This is a genomic window from Paenibacillus sp. J31R109 (assembly GCF_059692055.1).
In genome coordinates, this window is record NZ_JCAUAR010000024.1 from 58010 (window position 1) to 73121 (window position 15112).

Sequence of the window (15112 nt, forward strand, 5' to 3'; positions counted from 1 at the left end):
GATCCAATGAGCGAGTATGGACGAACTGACGTTGCTTTACGAGGTATTAAGGGTGAAGAACAGGTGAAACGTCATGATTCCTAGATATCTCGTAGATGTTGATTTAGATTCGATTCCTCATATACATACGGATGTAATTGTTATTGGTGCAGGCATTGCAGGGCTATTCACAGCGCTACGTGCGAGCGAGAATAAAAAAGTCCTCATGATTACGAAGAAATCTCTCTTGGATAGCAACACGCGTTATGCGCAGGGTGGAATTGCCGCAGTGATCTCGGATGAAGATTCACCCGAATATCATCGTCAAGATACAGTGATTGCAGGCGCAGGTCTTTGTTCGTCGGAAGCTGTTGATGTACTTGTACATGAAGGACCAGAAGGCGTTCAGGATTTGATCCGCATGGGAACGCAGTTCGATCTTGAGAACGGGGAGTTTGCTTTAACCAAAGAAGGGGCGCACAGCCAACGACGTATTTTGCACTCTAATGGAGATGCGACAGGTGCGGAAATTGTTAGAGCTCTATCGGAACGTACCAAACAGGATCCGAATATTGAAATTTGGGACGACCACTTCGTGATCGACCTGATTACCCAAGACGGTGAATGTTACGGAGCACTCGTGCAGAAACCAAACGGACAGCGTGTGTTTGTGCGTGGCAACGCCACAATTCTTTGCTCCGGTGGCGCGGGACAGCTGTTCCGCTACACAACGAATCCCGACATCGCTACCGGCGACGGGATTGCAATCGCGCATCGCGCGGGTGCTCAGATTCAAGATGTGGAATTCATTCAATTCCACCCGACAGCATTATGCTACCCGGGCGCACCACGCTTTCTGATTTCTGAAGCGGTGAGGGGCGAAGGCGCTTATTTGCGTAATATCAAGGGCGAACGCTTCATGGAACGCTATCACCCACAACTAGAGCTTGCACCTAGAGACGTTGTTGCTCGTGCAATCGTTGACGAAATGGAGAGCTGTAAATCTACCTTCGTTTATATTGATATTACACACGAATCGGAAGAACTGATTAAACATCGGTTCCCGACGATCTACGAATATTGTTTGAATTACGGGCTCGATATGAGCACCGATTGGATCCCAGTAGCACCAGCCGCACATTACATGATGGGTGGCGTAAAAACTGATTTACACGGAGAGACTCAGGTTCGTCGACTCTTTGCATGTGGTGAGGTTTCGTCGACAGGTGTACATGGCGCTAACCGCTTAGCGAGCAACTCTTTATCCGAGGCAATTGTATTCGGTCGCAGAATTATTGAGCGGATTCAAGAATTGCCACCGCTAGAAGGCAATATTCAGATCCGTGCGGAATCGGAAGCTCCACGGACAGAGATTCCGAACCAAGCCGTTGTGGAGAAAAAGTTGAAGCTTCAGAAAGTTATGCTTCGCTATGCAGGTCTCAAGCGCACGGCCAAGGGCTTGCAAAAAGGGCATGAGGAATTAGCCAGACAATTGTCAATCTTTGATTCTCTCATGACGAAGCGTGAAGAGTATGAGTTCGCTAATTTGCTCAATGTCGCCCTTTTAACAACAACAGCAGCATTAACCCGTGAAGAAAGCCGCGGCGGTCATTATCGAGAAGATTTCCCGGAACGGGATGACTTGGTATGGAAGAAGCATATTGTTTTCCAGCGCGGGGAAGATAGGATTGAGGAGTGGATTTAGCATGTTAGAAATAAATATGGAACTAGTTCGGAAGCAAATTCGCCTATGGCTAGAAGAAGATATCGGAACCGGCGATGTCACGACTATAACAACAATCCCTTTGGAACAAGTATCCAAAGGGATTATCCACGTCAAAGAAGACGGAATTGTTTGTGGACTTCGCATCGCACAGGAGGTTTTTGCTGTGGTCGATGCTTCTCTTCGTTTTGAAACAAAAGTGGCCGAAGGATCGTCTGTTCATAAAGGGACCATACTAGCTGAAGTGGAAGGCAATACACGCAGCATCCTATTGGGCGAGCGATTGAGTCTGAATTTGATGCAACGATTGTCGGGGATCGCCACGAAGACGCATGAATTTGTGATGGCGCTGGAAGGCTTGCCAACCAGACTTGTAGACACACGCAAAACAACGCCTGGACACAGATTACTTGAGAAGTATGCCGTGCGCGTCGGTGGCGGCTACAACCACCGTTTTGGCCTCTATGATGCGGTTATGATTAAGGATAACCATATCAAAGGCTCAGGAGGTATTACCCAGGCCGTTCAAGCCGCACGTCAGAACATTCCCCACACGATGAAGATTGAGGTGGAAGTGGAGAACTTTGAACAGCTGCATGAAGCACTCCAAGCAGGAGCTGATATCATCATGCTGGATAACATGGCTCCAGTTCAAATGAAAGAAGCAGTTTCGATAATTAAAAGCAAAGCGCCGCATATTGTAGTAGAAGGATCAGGTTCGGTCACCCCGCAAACGATTAAAGCCATGGCGGAAACAGGGGTAGACGTGATTTCCGTTGGACGACTGACGTACTCGGTAGCAGCGCTCGATATCTCATTAGATCTGAATGAGCGGAAGGGGACAGCCGTATGATTCTCGTTATCGATGTCGGGAATACGAATATTGTGCTCGGCCTCTACCAAGAACGTACGCTCTTGCATCATTGGCGCGTAAGCACGAATCGTTCGGCTACCGTGGATGAATATGGCATGCAGCTGCACAGCTTGTTCCAACATTCGGGCATTTCCTTTGCGCAAGTAGAAGGTGTCATTATTTCATCTGTCGTGCCCCCGTTGATGAATGCTATGGAAAACCTCTGCTTACACTATTTGAAAAGGGCGCCTTTTATCGTAGGTCCAGGGATCAAAACAGGTTTGAACGTCCGTGTAGACAATCCGAAGGAAGTTGGCGCAGATCGCATCGTGAATGCGGTAGCGGCACTGGAGCTATATGGAGCTCCATGTATTATTGTTGATTTCGGCACAGCTACAACCTACGATTACATTGATTCATCAGGGCAGCTAGTGGGATGCGCCATTGCGCCAGGCATTGGGATCTCCACGGAAGCGCTGTATCAGAAAGCAGCTAAGTTGCCGCGTATTGAGCTGGTTAAGCCGAAGAGTGTGGTTGGTCGGAATACCGTAGCAGCGATGCAAGCGGGCATTATTTATGGCTATGTTGGTCAGGTAGACGGGATCGTCGAACGGGTCATTCAGGAGTTTAACGTAAATCCAACAGTGATTGCAACGGGTGGATTAGCAGAACTCATTTCTAGCGAGTCGCGGACGATTCAAGTCGTCAACCCATTGCTTACGCTACAAGGGTTACAAATGATTTACGAGAAAAATGTCTAAGCAGTATAAGGAAGGAAATTGACATGAGTGATTATTTAATTCGAGGAACAGCTTTGGATGGGCGTGTGCGTGCGTTTGCTGTTCAGACGACGCTCCTAACCGAAGAGCTTAGTCGCAGGCACCAAACGACAGCGACAGCGACAGCCGCGTTAGGGAGAACAGCGGCCGCTGCGCTTCTTTTAGCTGCTATGCTCAAAGGTGAAGAACATCTCATTGTTCAGGTCAAAGGGGATGGACCGATAGGACAAATCGTTGTAGATGCGAATGCAAAGGGTGAAGTGCGTGGCTACGTAGATAATCCTTTCGTAGATCTGCCGCTCAAAGAAAATGGCAAATTAGATGTTGCCGCTGCGGTAGGGACAGACGGTTTTTTATACATAACGAAAGATCTAGGAATGAAAGAGCCTTATAAAGGAAGCGTTCCTTTGATTTCAGGTGAGTTAGCGGAAGATTTTACGTATTATTTTGCGAAATCAGAACAAACACCTTCCGCAGTCGCGTTAGGGGTATTGGTGAATAAGGATCATACGATCCTTGCTTCGGGTGGATTTGTGATTCAACTGCTCCCAGGATTAACGGATAGTGAGATTGATGAGATCGAGACCATGCTAGGTCAAATCCCAAGCTTTACGAATATGTTAGGCGGCGGATTGAGTTTAGAGGAAATTTTACAAACCGTACTCCCTTCTTTCCGTTTGCTTGATGATATGGATGTTAGGTTCCAGTGCAAATGTAGTCGTGAGAAAGTGGAATCTACGCTAATATCGTTAGGTAAGAAAGAACTTCAAGAGATGTTGGAAGAAGAGGGAGTTGCGGAAGTCGTCTGTCATTTCTGTAATGAAGCTTACCGATATGAAGGCGAAGACTTGCAACGGATGATTGATTTGTAAGCGTGGGTGAACTGCTTGTTTTGGCTAATGAACACAGGCGTAAGCAGCAAGAAGCAATATGGAAGTAAAAGAGGGAAATAGGATGCGCAATGTAAAGCGATTGTGGGGAGTCATCATCGCGATGGCGATATGTATTCTCGTACTCGCATCCTTGCTGATCAGTCATGCTATCAACCAAGCAGAACCAAGACAATCACCGGAGCCAGAACAGCAGGGTGAGAATAAGAATACACGAGTTGTCGCCAAAATTGGGAATCAGGAAATTACGTTGAGTGAGCTCCAATCAGCGCTCGCGCGCCATTATGGGCCAGAGCAGTTGAGTCAAATGTTGGATCGTGAAGTAATTCGCCTAGAGGGAAATGAGTCGGGGACGAAGGTAGCGAGTGCGGAAATCAACCGTGAGCTGAAAAGGATGCAGCAAGGGTACGAAAGTGAAGGGCAATTTTATGACTCTATGCAAAGTCAGTTGGGCTTGTCTGAGCAGGAAATCCAAGAGGATGTAGCGAATAAGTTGTTACTTGAGAAGCTAGCAACGGCATCCATTCACATTACAGATACTCAGGTTGATACCTACATTAAGACACATGCGGATGAGTTTGAACAAGGAACGGAATACAACATTGGGCAGATCATTGTATCCACGAAGGAGCAAGCAACGAAAGTCATTGCGGAACTGGCCAAAGGGGAGAACTTTGTGACACTAGCCAGAGATCGATCCATCGATGATGCAACCAATAACACCGGTGGTGATTTGGGTTGGGTTGAAGGTGACGATCCTTTTGTTGAGGGCTCTATTTTGGAAGCTGCGAAATTGTTGAAGGTTGGCGAAGTGAGTAAGCCCATACCTGTTTCACAAGGCTTTGCCGTCATTTTACTTAAGAATAAGCGGGATCAGGAGAACCCGGATATGGCGTTTATTCGAGAGAGTGTGCGAAAGGAGCTAGCACTGCAAGAAGCGCCTCCATTGAAGGAGTTTGTCGTGCAGTTGCGCGTTAAATGGAAGGTTAGTGTGCTGGATCCGACGCTCCGATAGGTGAATGTGAAAATATGGTTGACAACCTGTGGGCGCATTGATAAGATTAGTATAATTAATACCGACTAAACAACTCGGAAATCATTCAATACTCAATCTGGAGGGGAAATATTATGGCAAGATTAGTACAGAGCATTACGGATTTGATTGGGGATACACCACTAGTTCGTTTGAACCGTGTTGTTCCAGAAGGCAGTGCAGAGGTTTATGTGAAATTAGAGTACCAGAACCCAGGTGCCAGTGTTAAAGACCGTATTGCCATCTCCATGATCGAAGTAGCGGAGCAAGAAGGTAAATTGAAGCCAGGTGACACCATTGTAGAACCGACAAGTGGTAACACAGGAATCGGGATCGCATTAGTGGCAGCGGCTAAAGGATATAAAGCGATCCTCGTTATGCCAGAAACAATGTCTTTGGAAAGACGTAACCTGCTTCGCGCTTATGGTGCACAGCTCGTTCTAACGCCTGGAGCAGAAGGCATGAAGGGTGCGATCAAACGTGCGGAAGAGCTTCAAGCTGAGAACCCATCCTACTTCATCCCGCAACAATTTAATAACCCAGCAAACGTAAAAGTTCACCGTGAAACTACAGGACCAGAAATCGTGGAAGCAATCAATGCACATGATGGCAAACTAGATGCTTTCATCTCCGGTATCGGTACTGGCGGTACTATCACAGGTGCGGGTAGTGTTTTGAAAGAAAACTTCCCGAACATTAAAGTTTACGCAATTGAACCTGCGGCATCCCCAGTTCTTTCTGGCGGTAAACCAGGTCCTCATAAAATCCAAGGTATTGGCGCAGGATTTGTTCCTGGTATTTTGGACACGAATATCTATGATGAAATTATTACAGTAGAGAACGATGATGCGTTCGAAACTTCACGTCGTGTTGCTAAAGAAGAAGGAATCCTTGGCGGAATTTCCTCCGGTGCAGCGATTTTCGCAGCATTGAAGGTTGCTAAAGAGCTTGGCGCTGGCAAACGTGTTGTTGCGGTAATCCCTAGTAACGGTGAGCGTTACTTGTCCACGCCTTTGTACCAATTCGAAGAGCAATAAGATTAAAGCCAAACAAGATCAAGCCTTCAGCTATTGCAGCTGGGGCTTTTTTTCTGTATAGGGTTGGAGTATACTAATGGACAACGAATTAACGGATTTGAAGGAGAACAGGCATGATTTTAACTTCAGTGGAACAATGGCAGGAGTGGTCCTCATCAGACTACACGATGCTGCCGTATATAATAAAATTAGGACTGGCAGATGATCGAATTGCCTCTTGGGAAGATGCTTGGAAAGAAGCTTCTCCGGATTCTTTCGTGCTCGAAAGCGGAAAAGGCGGCAGATATACGCACTTTGGACTACATCCCTTTTCCACTGTACGGGGGACTGGCTTGGAAGCTGACATAACAACTCACACGAACTCGACACATTCTCGCGTACAAGGCAAGCCGCTCGATATCGTGAAGCAATGGATGTCGGGCTTCAACAGCCCTAAAGTTCAAGGAGCACCCAAATTTGTCGGCGGCTGTGTAGGCTATTGGAGCTATGATGTGATTCGCACCATTGAGAAGCTGCCAGAGCAGTCGCGTGACGATCTGCCCATTCCTGATTACAGCTTCGCTATGTATGATCAGGTGTGGACATTAGATCACACGGAGAAGAGTCTGTTCATCGCGGTGCATATGCCGCTCACCCACGGCGCAGACATCAACGAGCTCTACGCTCAGGCGCACGCTCGCGCTGAAGCGATGCTCGTCCGCTGGCACGCGATCCGCGCCGGCAATTGGTCCGGCACACCGCTGAGCGGTGCCGACCAACCTACGATGGCGCGCGAGCAGCTGCACATCGACATCGAAAGCATCGCAGGCATCGAGCCTGCCTTCGACAAAGGAGCGTACATGGCTGCGGTGGAACGCATCCAAGCTTACATCTCCCAAGGTGACGTGTTCCAAGTCAACTTGTCCGTCAGGCAGAGCCGGCAGCTGCGCACGACGCCGGAGGAAATCTACGAGGCGCTGCGCATCGTCAATCCCTCGCCCTACATGGGCTTGCTGCGCTTCGCAGGCTTCGCCCTCGTCTCTGGCTCGCCGGAGCTGCTCGTGCAGCTCGAGGACGGCGTCCTGCGGACGCGTCCTATCGCTGGCACGCGCCCGCGCGGCAAGGACGACCAGGATGATCTTCGCCTAGCTGGCGAGCTCATCCACAACGACAAAGAGCGCGCCGAACACGTGATGCTCGTCGACCTTGAACGCAACGACATGGGACGCATCTCACGGTACGGTTCTGTCCATGTCAAAGACTTCATGGTCATCGAATACTATTCCCATGTGATGCACATCGTCTCCGAAGTCGTCAGCGAATTGGCCGAGGGTAAGGACGCCTACGATGTCATTGCGGCGACCTTCCCTGGCGGTACCATTACGGGTGCGCCGAAGATTCGCTGTATGGAAATCATTGAAGAGCTAGAGCCCGTACGTCGTGGTCCATACACAGGATCCATGGGATGGATTGACTATAATGGCAATATGGAATTTAATATTATTATACGCACGCTAGTAGCTGTTGAAGGGATGGGACATATTCAAGCTGGAGCGGGGATCGTTATTGATTCCATTCCGGAACGTGAATACATCGAATCCTTGAATAAAGCCAAAGCGATGTGGAAAGCCATTGAATATAGCGAGCGGAGCATGAGCCGAGCTTAGGGCCCAAGCGGGCTGAGACGAAAGGGGAGCTTAGAATGATTTTAGTGATTGATAATTATGATTCGTTTACGTACAACCTTGTGCAGTATTTAGGAGAGATCGGGGAGGAAGTCATCGTTCGTCGGAATGACGAGATTGACTTGGCAGGCGTCGAGGCGCTCGCGCCAGACCATATCTTAATATCTCCAGGGCCGTGCACGCCGAATGAAGCTGGAATTAGCTTATCACTGATCGACCATTTTAAAGGGATCATCCCGATTTTCGGCGTTTGTCTGGGACATCAGTCCATAGGCCAAGCCTTCGGTGGCGATGTCATTCGCGCAGAGCGCTTGATGCATGGCAAAACCTCGGAGATTTTCCATGATGGCAAAACCTTATTTGAAGGACTTCCGTCTCCTTTCATCGCAACACGTTATCATTCTTTGATTGTCAAAAAAGAAACCTTACCTGATTGCTTGGAAATCAGTGCACAAACAGCTGAAGGCGAAATCATGGCCTTACGCCATAAAGAGTATCCGATCGAAGGTGTGCAATTCCACCCGGAATCGATTATTACCCAGCATGGGCATCAAATGCTGCGCAACTTTCTTCGTCGCACAGCCAAAACAGGAGTCTAACGCATGATCATCTCTATTAATGGAACATTAGTTGAAGAAACACAAGCCGTGGTCTCAGTATATGATCACGGTTTTCTTTACGGCATCGGCTTGTTTGAGACCTTTCGGACGTATAACCGTACGCCCTTCCTGCTTGCTGAACACATTCGTCGTTTGACAGATGGGTGTCAGGAGCTTGGTATTGTCTACGAGCCTAACCTTGAGAACCTGTCACGCCTTATTGAAGAATTACTGCAAGCGAATCATTTAGAGGATGCGTATATTCGTTACTCCGTCTCTGCAGGCGTAGAGGCATTAGGTCTTCCATCCAGTGACTATACGAAGCCGACAGAAATTATCTACATTAAGCCGTTACCTCCAAGGGATGAAAAAACGTACCTTCAAGGCAAGGCGTTGCAATTGCTGAAACTGCCACGAAATACACCAGAGGGCTTATATCGGTTTAAGTCCTTTCATTATATGAATAACATTTTGGCCAAAAGAGAGCTTGGGCAATATGCATGGGCAACAGGGGCTGAAGGCCTGATGTTGTCAGAGGATGGCTATGTAGCTGAAGGGATCGTCAGTAACCTGTTTTTCGTTAAAAAAGATACCCTATACACCCCATCTCTCGATACGGGAATCTTACCGGGCATCACAAGAGCCTATGTCATGGGCCTTGCCCAGCAGCTTCAAATTCCTATCCAAGATGGTTTGTACCGGTGGGAAGATCTCATAGAAGCGGACGAGGCGTTTCTCGTCAATTCGATTCAAGAAATAGTCCCTGTCACCACCTTGTACACTCCGAGTGGACAAGCTTATACATTAGGTTCTGGCTCACCAGGTACAATCACCCGCCAACTGACGAAGCATTACAGTCAATAAAGGCACCGAACTAACAGCAATGAATAGGAAGTGAACCCAAGATGAATGTGTTATCCTGTAGAGGACATGAACTGCCCATTGATGATCGTACGATCATTATGGGCATATTAAACATAACGCCAGATTCCTTTTCGGATGGCGGCAGCTATAATCGTATTGAGGATGCGCTACGTAGAGCTCATCACATGGTAGCGGAAGGTGCGGACATCATTGATATTGGAGGGGAGTCCACACGACCTGGAGCAGCAACTGTCACTGTAGATGAGGAGTTGCAGCGTGTTATCCCAGTGATCGAAGCGATTCGCAGAGAAATCAATGTCCCAATCTCAATCGATACCTACAAAGCAGAAGTTGCTAAGCAAGCTATAGAGGCAGGCGCGCATATCATCAACGATGTATGGGGTGGTCAAGCGGATGCGGAGATGGCAGCCGTGGCAGCCCAATTGGCGTGTCCATTTATCATTACCCATAATCGAACAGACTCAGAATATGTCGAATTTCTCCCTGAGGTGATAGCGGATCTTCTCCGCTGCACGAATCAGGCTCTGCAGGCTGGTGTTAAGCCAGAGCATATTATTCTCGATCCTGGCATTGGCTTCGCCAAATCGTACGCGCAGAATCTCTACCTGATGAACAACCTGCGTGCGATCGCTGATTTGGGGTACCCCGTCCTATTGGGTACATCGCGCAAAAGTGTTATCGGCCTAACCTTAGGATTGCCTCCTGAGGAGCGTATCGAAGGAACTTCATCAACCGTAGTCCTTGGTATTGCACAGGGATGTGGAATTGTTAGAGTTCACGATGTCCAAGCAATCAAAAGGTTGGCCGTGATGACCGATGCAATTGTCCGCAGCAATCTGTAACAGAGTAGGTTAAAATGTTTCACTGGAGGCTTCAACTATGGATAAAATCATCCTATCCCGCATGCAGTTTTTTGGTAATCATGGTGTGTTCCCTGAAGAAAATACGCTGGGTCAGCGATTCTACGTCGATGTAGAGCTGATGCTCCCTTTAGATAAAGCTGGAAAGAACGATGACTTAACAGAAACGGTACATTATGGCGAGGCCTTTTTCTTGATCAAAGAGGTTGTTGAAGGGCGTACGTACAAATTAATTGAGGCATTAGCAGAAAATATTGCATCCGAGCTCCTGCATACTTATACTAGTATCAATGAAGTGACGGTTCGCGTTATTAAGCCGCATCCGCCCTTTGCCGTCATTTTTGACGGTGTTACCATAGAGATCAATCGAAAGCGGGCATTGGAATGACAGCCGAAGAACGAGAACGCACGATCATTGCTTACGTCGCATTAGGCTCCAATATTGATAATCGGGAACATTATTTGCAGGGTGCGATTACAGCGCTGAATGAAGAATCGGGAATTACTGTGACGGGGCAATCCTCCATCTATGAGACCGAGCCTGTAGGCTATGTGGATCAATCTGCATTTCTAAATATGGTTGTTCAAATTCATACGGACTTATCGCCTGAAGCGTTATTAGTTACCTTGCTAGCCATCGAAAACCGTCTGGGTCGGACGCGTGACTTGCGTTGGGGACCTCGAACGATTGATTTGGATCTGCTCCTATATGGTGACCATCAGTTAACGACCCCCGACTTGATCATTCCGCATCCGCGGATGCATGAGCGGGCTTTTGTATTAGTTCCTCTGTCTGAGGTTCTTTACGCGCGGCAGGCCGCCCAATTTGAATCCATCTCTGCACATTTGGAGAAACTGGAAGGAAAGGAAGGCGTTATTCTATGGAAAAAAGCTCAATAGCACAGCGCATACGCGCTTTTCGTAAGTTAAAAGGGTATACCCAGAGTGAATTAGCGGATTTGTTAGGTGTCTCCATTGCCATCTTAGGGGCGATTGAACGAGGAACTCGCAAGCCGGATAACAAAATGATTCAAAATATCTCACAAGTTCTAAATATAGAACCGGAAGAACTAGTAGCTGTTATTGCGAAATGAGAGGAGTGTAATCTGAAATGCTGAAAATAGGAAATGTCGAAGCTCCGAATAAAGTCGTCTTAGCCCCGATGGCGGGCGTATGTAATCCGGCGTTTCGCCTAATTGCCAAAGAGTTTGGTACAGGCCTAGTCTGTGCTGAAATGGTTAGTGATAAAGCGATCGTGCACGGTAATACACGTTCTATGGAGATGCTCTACGTCGACGATCGTGAGAAGCCGTTAAGTCTTCAAATTTTTGGAGGCGATACGGACACGTTGGTTCAAGCGGCCAAAATCGTTGATCAACATACCAATGCCGATATTATTGATATCAACATGGGGTGCCCGGTTCCCAAAATCACCAAATGTGATGCGGGTGCAAGATGGTTGCTTCAACCAGATAAAATTGAGGCCATGATCGCAACTGTCGTTGCAGCAGTGAGTAAGCCTGTAACTGTAAAGATGCGTATTGGTTGGGACTCCGAACATATTTATGCTGTCGAGAATGCGAAAGCTGTCGAAAGAGGCGGCGGTAGTGCGGTTAGTGTGCACGGTCGTACTCGTGAGCAGCTCTACACCGGCAAAGCGGATTGGGATATCATTCGCGATGTGAAGCAAGCTCTTTCGATTCCCGTGATCGGTAACGGGGATGTCGTCACACCAGAGGATGCAAAGCGCATGTTGGATCAAACGGGTGTAGACGGTGTTATGATTGGACGCGGAGCGTTAGGCAACCCGTGGATGTTGTATCGTACTGTACAATATCTTGCGAATGGAGAACTTCCACCGGAACCGACAGCCGAAGAGAAAATCCGTATCGCTATCTTGCACATGGACCGCTTAATTGCTCTTAAAGGTGAGCATGTGGCCGTGAAGGAAATGCGCAAACACATGGCTTGGTACCTCAAAGGCATGACTGGAGCAGCGCGTGTGAAAGACATCATTATGGAGACTGAGAAGCGGGATGAAATGGTTCGTACATTGGACGCTTACGTTGAGCATCTTGCTGTAAGTTCAGCGTCTGGGACAGCGGAAGAATCAGCTGTGCTGCATTAAAAAAATGCAACAATGGTTGACATTGACATTTTGAAACCGTTGCAATATAATCAGTCAATATTAATGTGTTCCTGCATATATTGAAAGACTAACGAGTAAGCAACTTATTATGAAACGTGAATTCATACTACTTGAATCAGCTCTATAAAGACCCAACTCCTAGCAGGAAGCATCGATTCAACGATATGAAAATCTTTCACATGACGGGAGATCAGTTGGCAATGGCTGAAAAAGAGGTCATTCTTACACCAGTAGGGCTACGGAAATTAGAGGATGAGCTTGAGCATCTGAAGTCCGTGAAACGCCGGGAAGTCGCGGAAAGAATTAAGGTTGCCATCGGTTATGGCGATATTAGTGAGAATTCCGAGTACGAAGATGCGAAGAACGAGCAAGCTTTTATTGAAGGAAGAATCATTACTTTAGAAAAAATGCTGCGCAATGCGCGGATTATTAATAACGATGATGTCGATATTAACACGGTTAGTGTTGGGTCGATTGTTACGCTGAAAGACTTGGAATACGGTGACTTGGTAGAATACAACATTGTTGGTTCGGCTGAATCCGATCCATTGCAGAATAAGATTTCCAATGAAAGCCCTGTGGGTAAAGCTATTCTTGGCAAGCAAAAGGGCACCAACGTTGATGTTGTCGTTCCTGCTGGCGTCATTCAGTATCAAATTGTTGATATTAAAAAGTAGCGTGCAGCCGCAAGCCTTTTGGAAAGCTTCCCTCAGGAAGCTTTTTTCCGTTCACAGCCCTAAACTAAATTAGTAGGAGATGAAAGCATGAGTCAGGAACTAGAATTAAATGAATTGCTCGTTATCAGGCGCAACAAATTGGACGAGCTCCGCGGACTTGGTGTCGATCCTTTCGGCGGCAAATATGTAAGAACGCATACAGCAGGGGACATTCTTACTGCTTATCAAGAGATGAGCAAAGAAGAACTAGACGAAGCGAATGCCGTAGTACGTATTGCTGGGCGTATCATGCAGAAGAGAAGCATGGGTAAAGCTAGCTTTGCACATCTGCAAGACATCACTGGGAAAATTCAAATCTACGTGCGTGAAGATGCATTGGATGCCAACATATATAAAGCTTTTGATATTCTTGATCTAGGTGACATGGTAGGGGTTGAAGGAGTTGTTTTCAAAACGAAAACAGGCGAAACCTCTATTAAAGTGAAATCACTTGAGGTGTTGACGAAATCTTTGCTGCCATTGCCGGATAAATTCCATGGCCTTAGTGATGTTGAGCTTCGCTACCGTCAACGTTATGTGGATTTGATTATGAATCAAGATGTTCAGAAGACGTTTATTCTTCGTTCCAAAATCATTCAATCCATGCGCCGTTATTTAGATTCTTTGGGCTACTTGGAAGTAGAGACACCAACTTTGCATTCAATCGCAGGTGGTGCTTCTGCACGCCCTTTTAACACGCATCACAACGCGCTAGATATGCAACTGCACATGCGTATTGCAATTGAGCTTCACTTGAAACGTCTAATCGTAGGCGGACTAGAGAAAGTGTACGAAATCGGTCGTGTATACCGTAATGAGGGTATTTCTACGCGTCACAACCCTGAGTTTACGATGATCGAGTTGTACGAGGCGTATGCCGACTACAAAGACATCATGAAGCTGACAGAAGAGCTTGTTGCTCATATCGCGCAAGAAGTGCTTGGACAGACAACGATTCCTTATGGCGACCATGAGGTTGATTTGGCTGTGGGTTGGAGACGTGTATCCATGGTTGATGCGATCAAAGAAGTCACTGGTGTAGACTTTAGCGTTCATATGACGAATGAGCAAGCGCATGGCTTGGCCAAAGAGCACAAGGTTGCTGTGGAGCCTCATATGACGTTTGGTCACATTGTGAACCAGTTCTTCGAAACGTTTGTTGAAGAGACGTTGATACAGCCTACGTTTATCTATGGACATCCATTAGAGATTTCTCCGCTTGCCAAAAAGAATCCTGAGGATCCGCGCTTTACGGATCGCTTTGAACTCTTTATCGTGGCACGTGAGCATGCGAATGCTTTTACAGAGCTTAATGATCCTATTGACCAAAGAGAGCGCTTTGAGGCTCAGTTGCGTGAAAAAGATCTAGGTAATGATGAAGCGCATGAAATGGACGAAGACTTCATTCGTGCTCTTGAGTACGGTATGCCGCCAACAGGTGGTTTAGGTATAGGTATCGACCGTTTGGTTATGCTATTGACGAATGCGCCGTCCATCCGTGATGTCTTATTATTCCCGTTGATGCGTGAACGTCAAGGTGAGTAATTGGTTGGTTTAGAGGCGCCATTCGGTGCCTCTAATTTTTTTTGAAATTAGGACTTGCAAAGTGTATGCGGTCTGTGGTATCTTATAAAAGTTGCCGCTGAGGACAACACGAGAAACACAAGAAACAAACAAAAAACAACTCAAAAAAGAGTTGCAAATAAAAACTCAGTGTGGTATATTGGTATTCCGGCTTTCGAAAGAGAGCGGGTTGGACAAGAGTGATTGATCTTTGAAAACTGAACAACGAGTGAGTAAGCACAGTCGAGTAATCGATTATAAATGAGATTGTAAAATCTCGCTAGCTTCAAATGAGCAAGTCATCTTTCTATTATGGAGAGTTTGATCCTGGCTCAGGACGAACGCTGGCGGCGTGCCTAATACATGCAAGTCGAGCGGGTTT

At 47.1% G+C, this 15112-nt stretch carries 16 protein-coding genes and 1 rRNA gene; all 17 read left to right on the forward strand.

Annotated elements, in window-relative coordinates; genetic code table 11:
* Positions 1-73: 73 nt before the first annotated feature.
* Positions 74-1684 (forward strand): L-aspartate oxidase, encoded by a 1611-nt coding sequence (nadB, locus tag AC58QT_RS32325; RefSeq protein ID WP_310502520.1) that lies wholly within the window; start codon positions 74-76, stop codon positions 1682-1684.
* Position 1685: 1 nt separating this feature from the next.
* Complete coding sequence (gene nadC, locus AC58QT_RS32330; protein WP_497412582.1) at positions 1686-2555, forward strand: carboxylating nicotinate-nucleotide diphosphorylase; 870 nt, start codon at positions 1686-1688, stop codon at positions 2553-2555.
* The gene (locus AC58QT_RS32335) at positions 2552-3316 is read left to right on the forward strand and encodes a type III pantothenate kinase (protein ID WP_171629506.1); all 765 of its coding nucleotides are present in this window, start codon (positions 2552-2554) and stop codon (positions 3314-3316) included. The genes nadC and AC58QT_RS32335 overlap by 4 nt, the downstream gene beginning before the upstream one ends.
* A gap of 23 nt (positions 3317-3339) precedes the next feature.
* Entirely contained in the window at positions 3340-4206 is an 867-nt protein-coding gene (hslO, locus tag AC58QT_RS32340; protein WP_497412583.1) for an Hsp33 family molecular chaperone HslO, read from the forward strand.
* A gap of 82 nt (positions 4207-4288) precedes the next feature.
* Positions 4289-5239, forward strand: a complete 951-nt coding sequence (locus tag AC58QT_RS32345) for a peptidylprolyl isomerase (RefSeq protein WP_497412584.1) — start codon at positions 4289-4291, stop codon at positions 5237-5239.
* Between the two features lie 113 nt (positions 5240-5352).
* Positions 5353-6294: a cysteine synthase A gene (gene cysK, locus AC58QT_RS32350; protein WP_497412585.1), complete on the forward strand. Its 942-nt coding sequence runs from the start codon at positions 5353-5355 to the stop codon at positions 6292-6294.
* A gap of 113 nt (positions 6295-6407) precedes the next feature.
* Entirely contained in the window at positions 6408-7940 is a 1533-nt protein-coding gene (locus tag AC58QT_RS32355) for an anthranilate synthase component I family protein (RefSeq protein WP_497412586.1), read from the forward strand.
* A gap of 35 nt (positions 7941-7975) precedes the next feature.
* On the forward strand, positions 7976-8557 hold the full coding sequence (pabA, locus tag AC58QT_RS32360; RefSeq protein WP_028557397.1) for an aminodeoxychorismate/anthranilate synthase component II: 582 nt from the start codon (positions 7976-7978) through the stop codon (positions 8555-8557).
* Positions 8558-8560: 3 nt separating this feature from the next.
* Positions 8561-9421, forward strand: coding sequence for an aminodeoxychorismate lyase (gene pabC / locus AC58QT_RS32365; protein WP_497412587.1), 861 nt, complete (start codon positions 8561-8563; stop codon positions 9419-9421).
* Positions 9422-9462: 41 nt separating this feature from the next.
* Positions 9463-10284, forward strand: coding sequence for a dihydropteroate synthase (folP, locus tag AC58QT_RS32370; RefSeq protein ID WP_497412588.1), 822 nt, complete (start codon positions 9463-9465; stop codon positions 10282-10284).
* A 37-nt stretch (positions 10285-10321) separates the two neighbouring features.
* Positions 10322-10690 (forward strand): dihydroneopterin aldolase, encoded by a 369-nt coding sequence (gene folB, locus AC58QT_RS32375; protein ID WP_497289065.1) that lies wholly within the window; start codon positions 10322-10324, stop codon positions 10688-10690.
* Positions 10687-11202 (forward strand): 2-amino-4-hydroxy-6-hydroxymethyldihydropteridine diphosphokinase, encoded by a 516-nt coding sequence (gene folK / locus AC58QT_RS32380; protein WP_497289066.1) that lies wholly within the window; start codon positions 10687-10689, stop codon positions 11200-11202. The genes folB and folK overlap by 4 nt, the downstream gene beginning before the upstream one ends.
* Positions 11184-11396: a helix-turn-helix domain-containing protein gene (locus tag AC58QT_RS32385; protein WP_310502511.1), complete on the forward strand. Its 213-nt coding sequence runs from the start codon at positions 11184-11186 to the stop codon at positions 11394-11396. The genes folK and AC58QT_RS32385 overlap by 19 nt, the downstream gene beginning before the upstream one ends.
* Positions 11397-11413: 17 nt before the next feature.
* The gene (gene dusB, locus AC58QT_RS32390; RefSeq protein ID WP_497412589.1) at positions 11414-12430 is read left to right on the forward strand and encodes a tRNA dihydrouridine synthase DusB; all 1017 of its coding nucleotides are present in this window, start codon (positions 11414-11416) and stop codon (positions 12428-12430) included.
* A 221-nt stretch (positions 12431-12651) separates the two neighbouring features.
* Positions 12652-13128, forward strand: a complete 477-nt coding sequence (gene greA, locus AC58QT_RS32395) for a transcription elongation factor GreA (RefSeq protein ID WP_310502557.1) — start codon at positions 12652-12654, stop codon at positions 13126-13128.
* Between the two features lie 87 nt (positions 13129-13215).
* Positions 13216-14712, forward strand: coding sequence for a lysine--tRNA ligase (gene lysS, locus AC58QT_RS32400; RefSeq protein WP_497412590.1), 1497 nt, complete (start codon positions 13216-13218; stop codon positions 14710-14712).
* Between the two features lie 327 nt (positions 14713-15039).
* Positions 15040-15112 (forward strand): 16S ribosomal RNA (locus tag AC58QT_RS32405); the annotation flags it as partial.

What these genes read in the sequence shown, in the direction of transcription:
- nadB (WP_310502520.1), top strand. Translation starts at nt 74, where the DNA reads ATGATTCCTAGATATCTCGTAGATGTTGATTTAGATTCGATTCCTCAT.
- nadC (WP_497412582.1), top strand. Translation starts at nt 1,686, where the DNA reads ATGTTAGAAATAAATATGGAACTAGTTCGGAAGCAAATTCGCCTATGG.
- AC58QT_RS32335 (WP_171629506.1), top strand. Translation starts at nt 2,552, where the DNA reads ATGATTCTCGTTATCGATGTCGGGAATACGAATATTGTGCTCGGCCTC.
- hslO (WP_497412583.1), top strand. Translation starts at nt 3,340, where the DNA reads ATGAGTGATTATTTAATTCGAGGAACAGCTTTGGATGGGCGTGTGCGT.
- AC58QT_RS32345 (WP_497412584.1), top strand. Translation starts at nt 4,289, where the DNA reads ATGCGCAATGTAAAGCGATTGTGGGGAGTCATCATCGCGATGGCGATA.
- cysK (WP_497412585.1), top strand. Translation starts at nt 5,353, where the DNA reads ATGGCAAGATTAGTACAGAGCATTACGGATTTGATTGGGGATACACCA.
- AC58QT_RS32355 (WP_497412586.1), top strand. Translation starts at nt 6,408, where the DNA reads ATGATTTTAACTTCAGTGGAACAATGGCAGGAGTGGTCCTCATCAGAC.
- pabA (WP_028557397.1), top strand. Translation starts at nt 7,976, where the DNA reads ATGATTTTAGTGATTGATAATTATGATTCGTTTACGTACAACCTTGTG.
- pabC (WP_497412587.1), top strand. Translation starts at nt 8,561, where the DNA reads ATGATCATCTCTATTAATGGAACATTAGTTGAAGAAACACAAGCCGTG.
- folP (WP_497412588.1), top strand. Translation starts at nt 9,463, where the DNA reads ATGAATGTGTTATCCTGTAGAGGACATGAACTGCCCATTGATGATCGT.
- folB (WP_497289065.1), top strand. Translation starts at nt 10,322, where the DNA reads ATGGATAAAATCATCCTATCCCGCATGCAGTTTTTTGGTAATCATGGT.
- folK (WP_497289066.1), top strand. Translation starts at nt 10,687, where the DNA reads ATGACAGCCGAAGAACGAGAACGCACGATCATTGCTTACGTCGCATTA.
- AC58QT_RS32385 (WP_310502511.1), top strand. Translation starts at nt 11,184, where the DNA reads ATGGAAAAAAGCTCAATAGCACAGCGCATACGCGCTTTTCGTAAGTTA.
- dusB (WP_497412589.1), top strand. Translation starts at nt 11,414, where the DNA reads ATGCTGAAAATAGGAAATGTCGAAGCTCCGAATAAAGTCGTCTTAGCC.
- greA (WP_310502557.1), top strand. Translation starts at nt 12,652, where the DNA reads ATGGCTGAAAAAGAGGTCATTCTTACACCAGTAGGGCTACGGAAATTA.
- lysS (WP_497412590.1), top strand. Translation starts at nt 13,216, where the DNA reads ATGAGTCAGGAACTAGAATTAAATGAATTGCTCGTTATCAGGCGCAAC.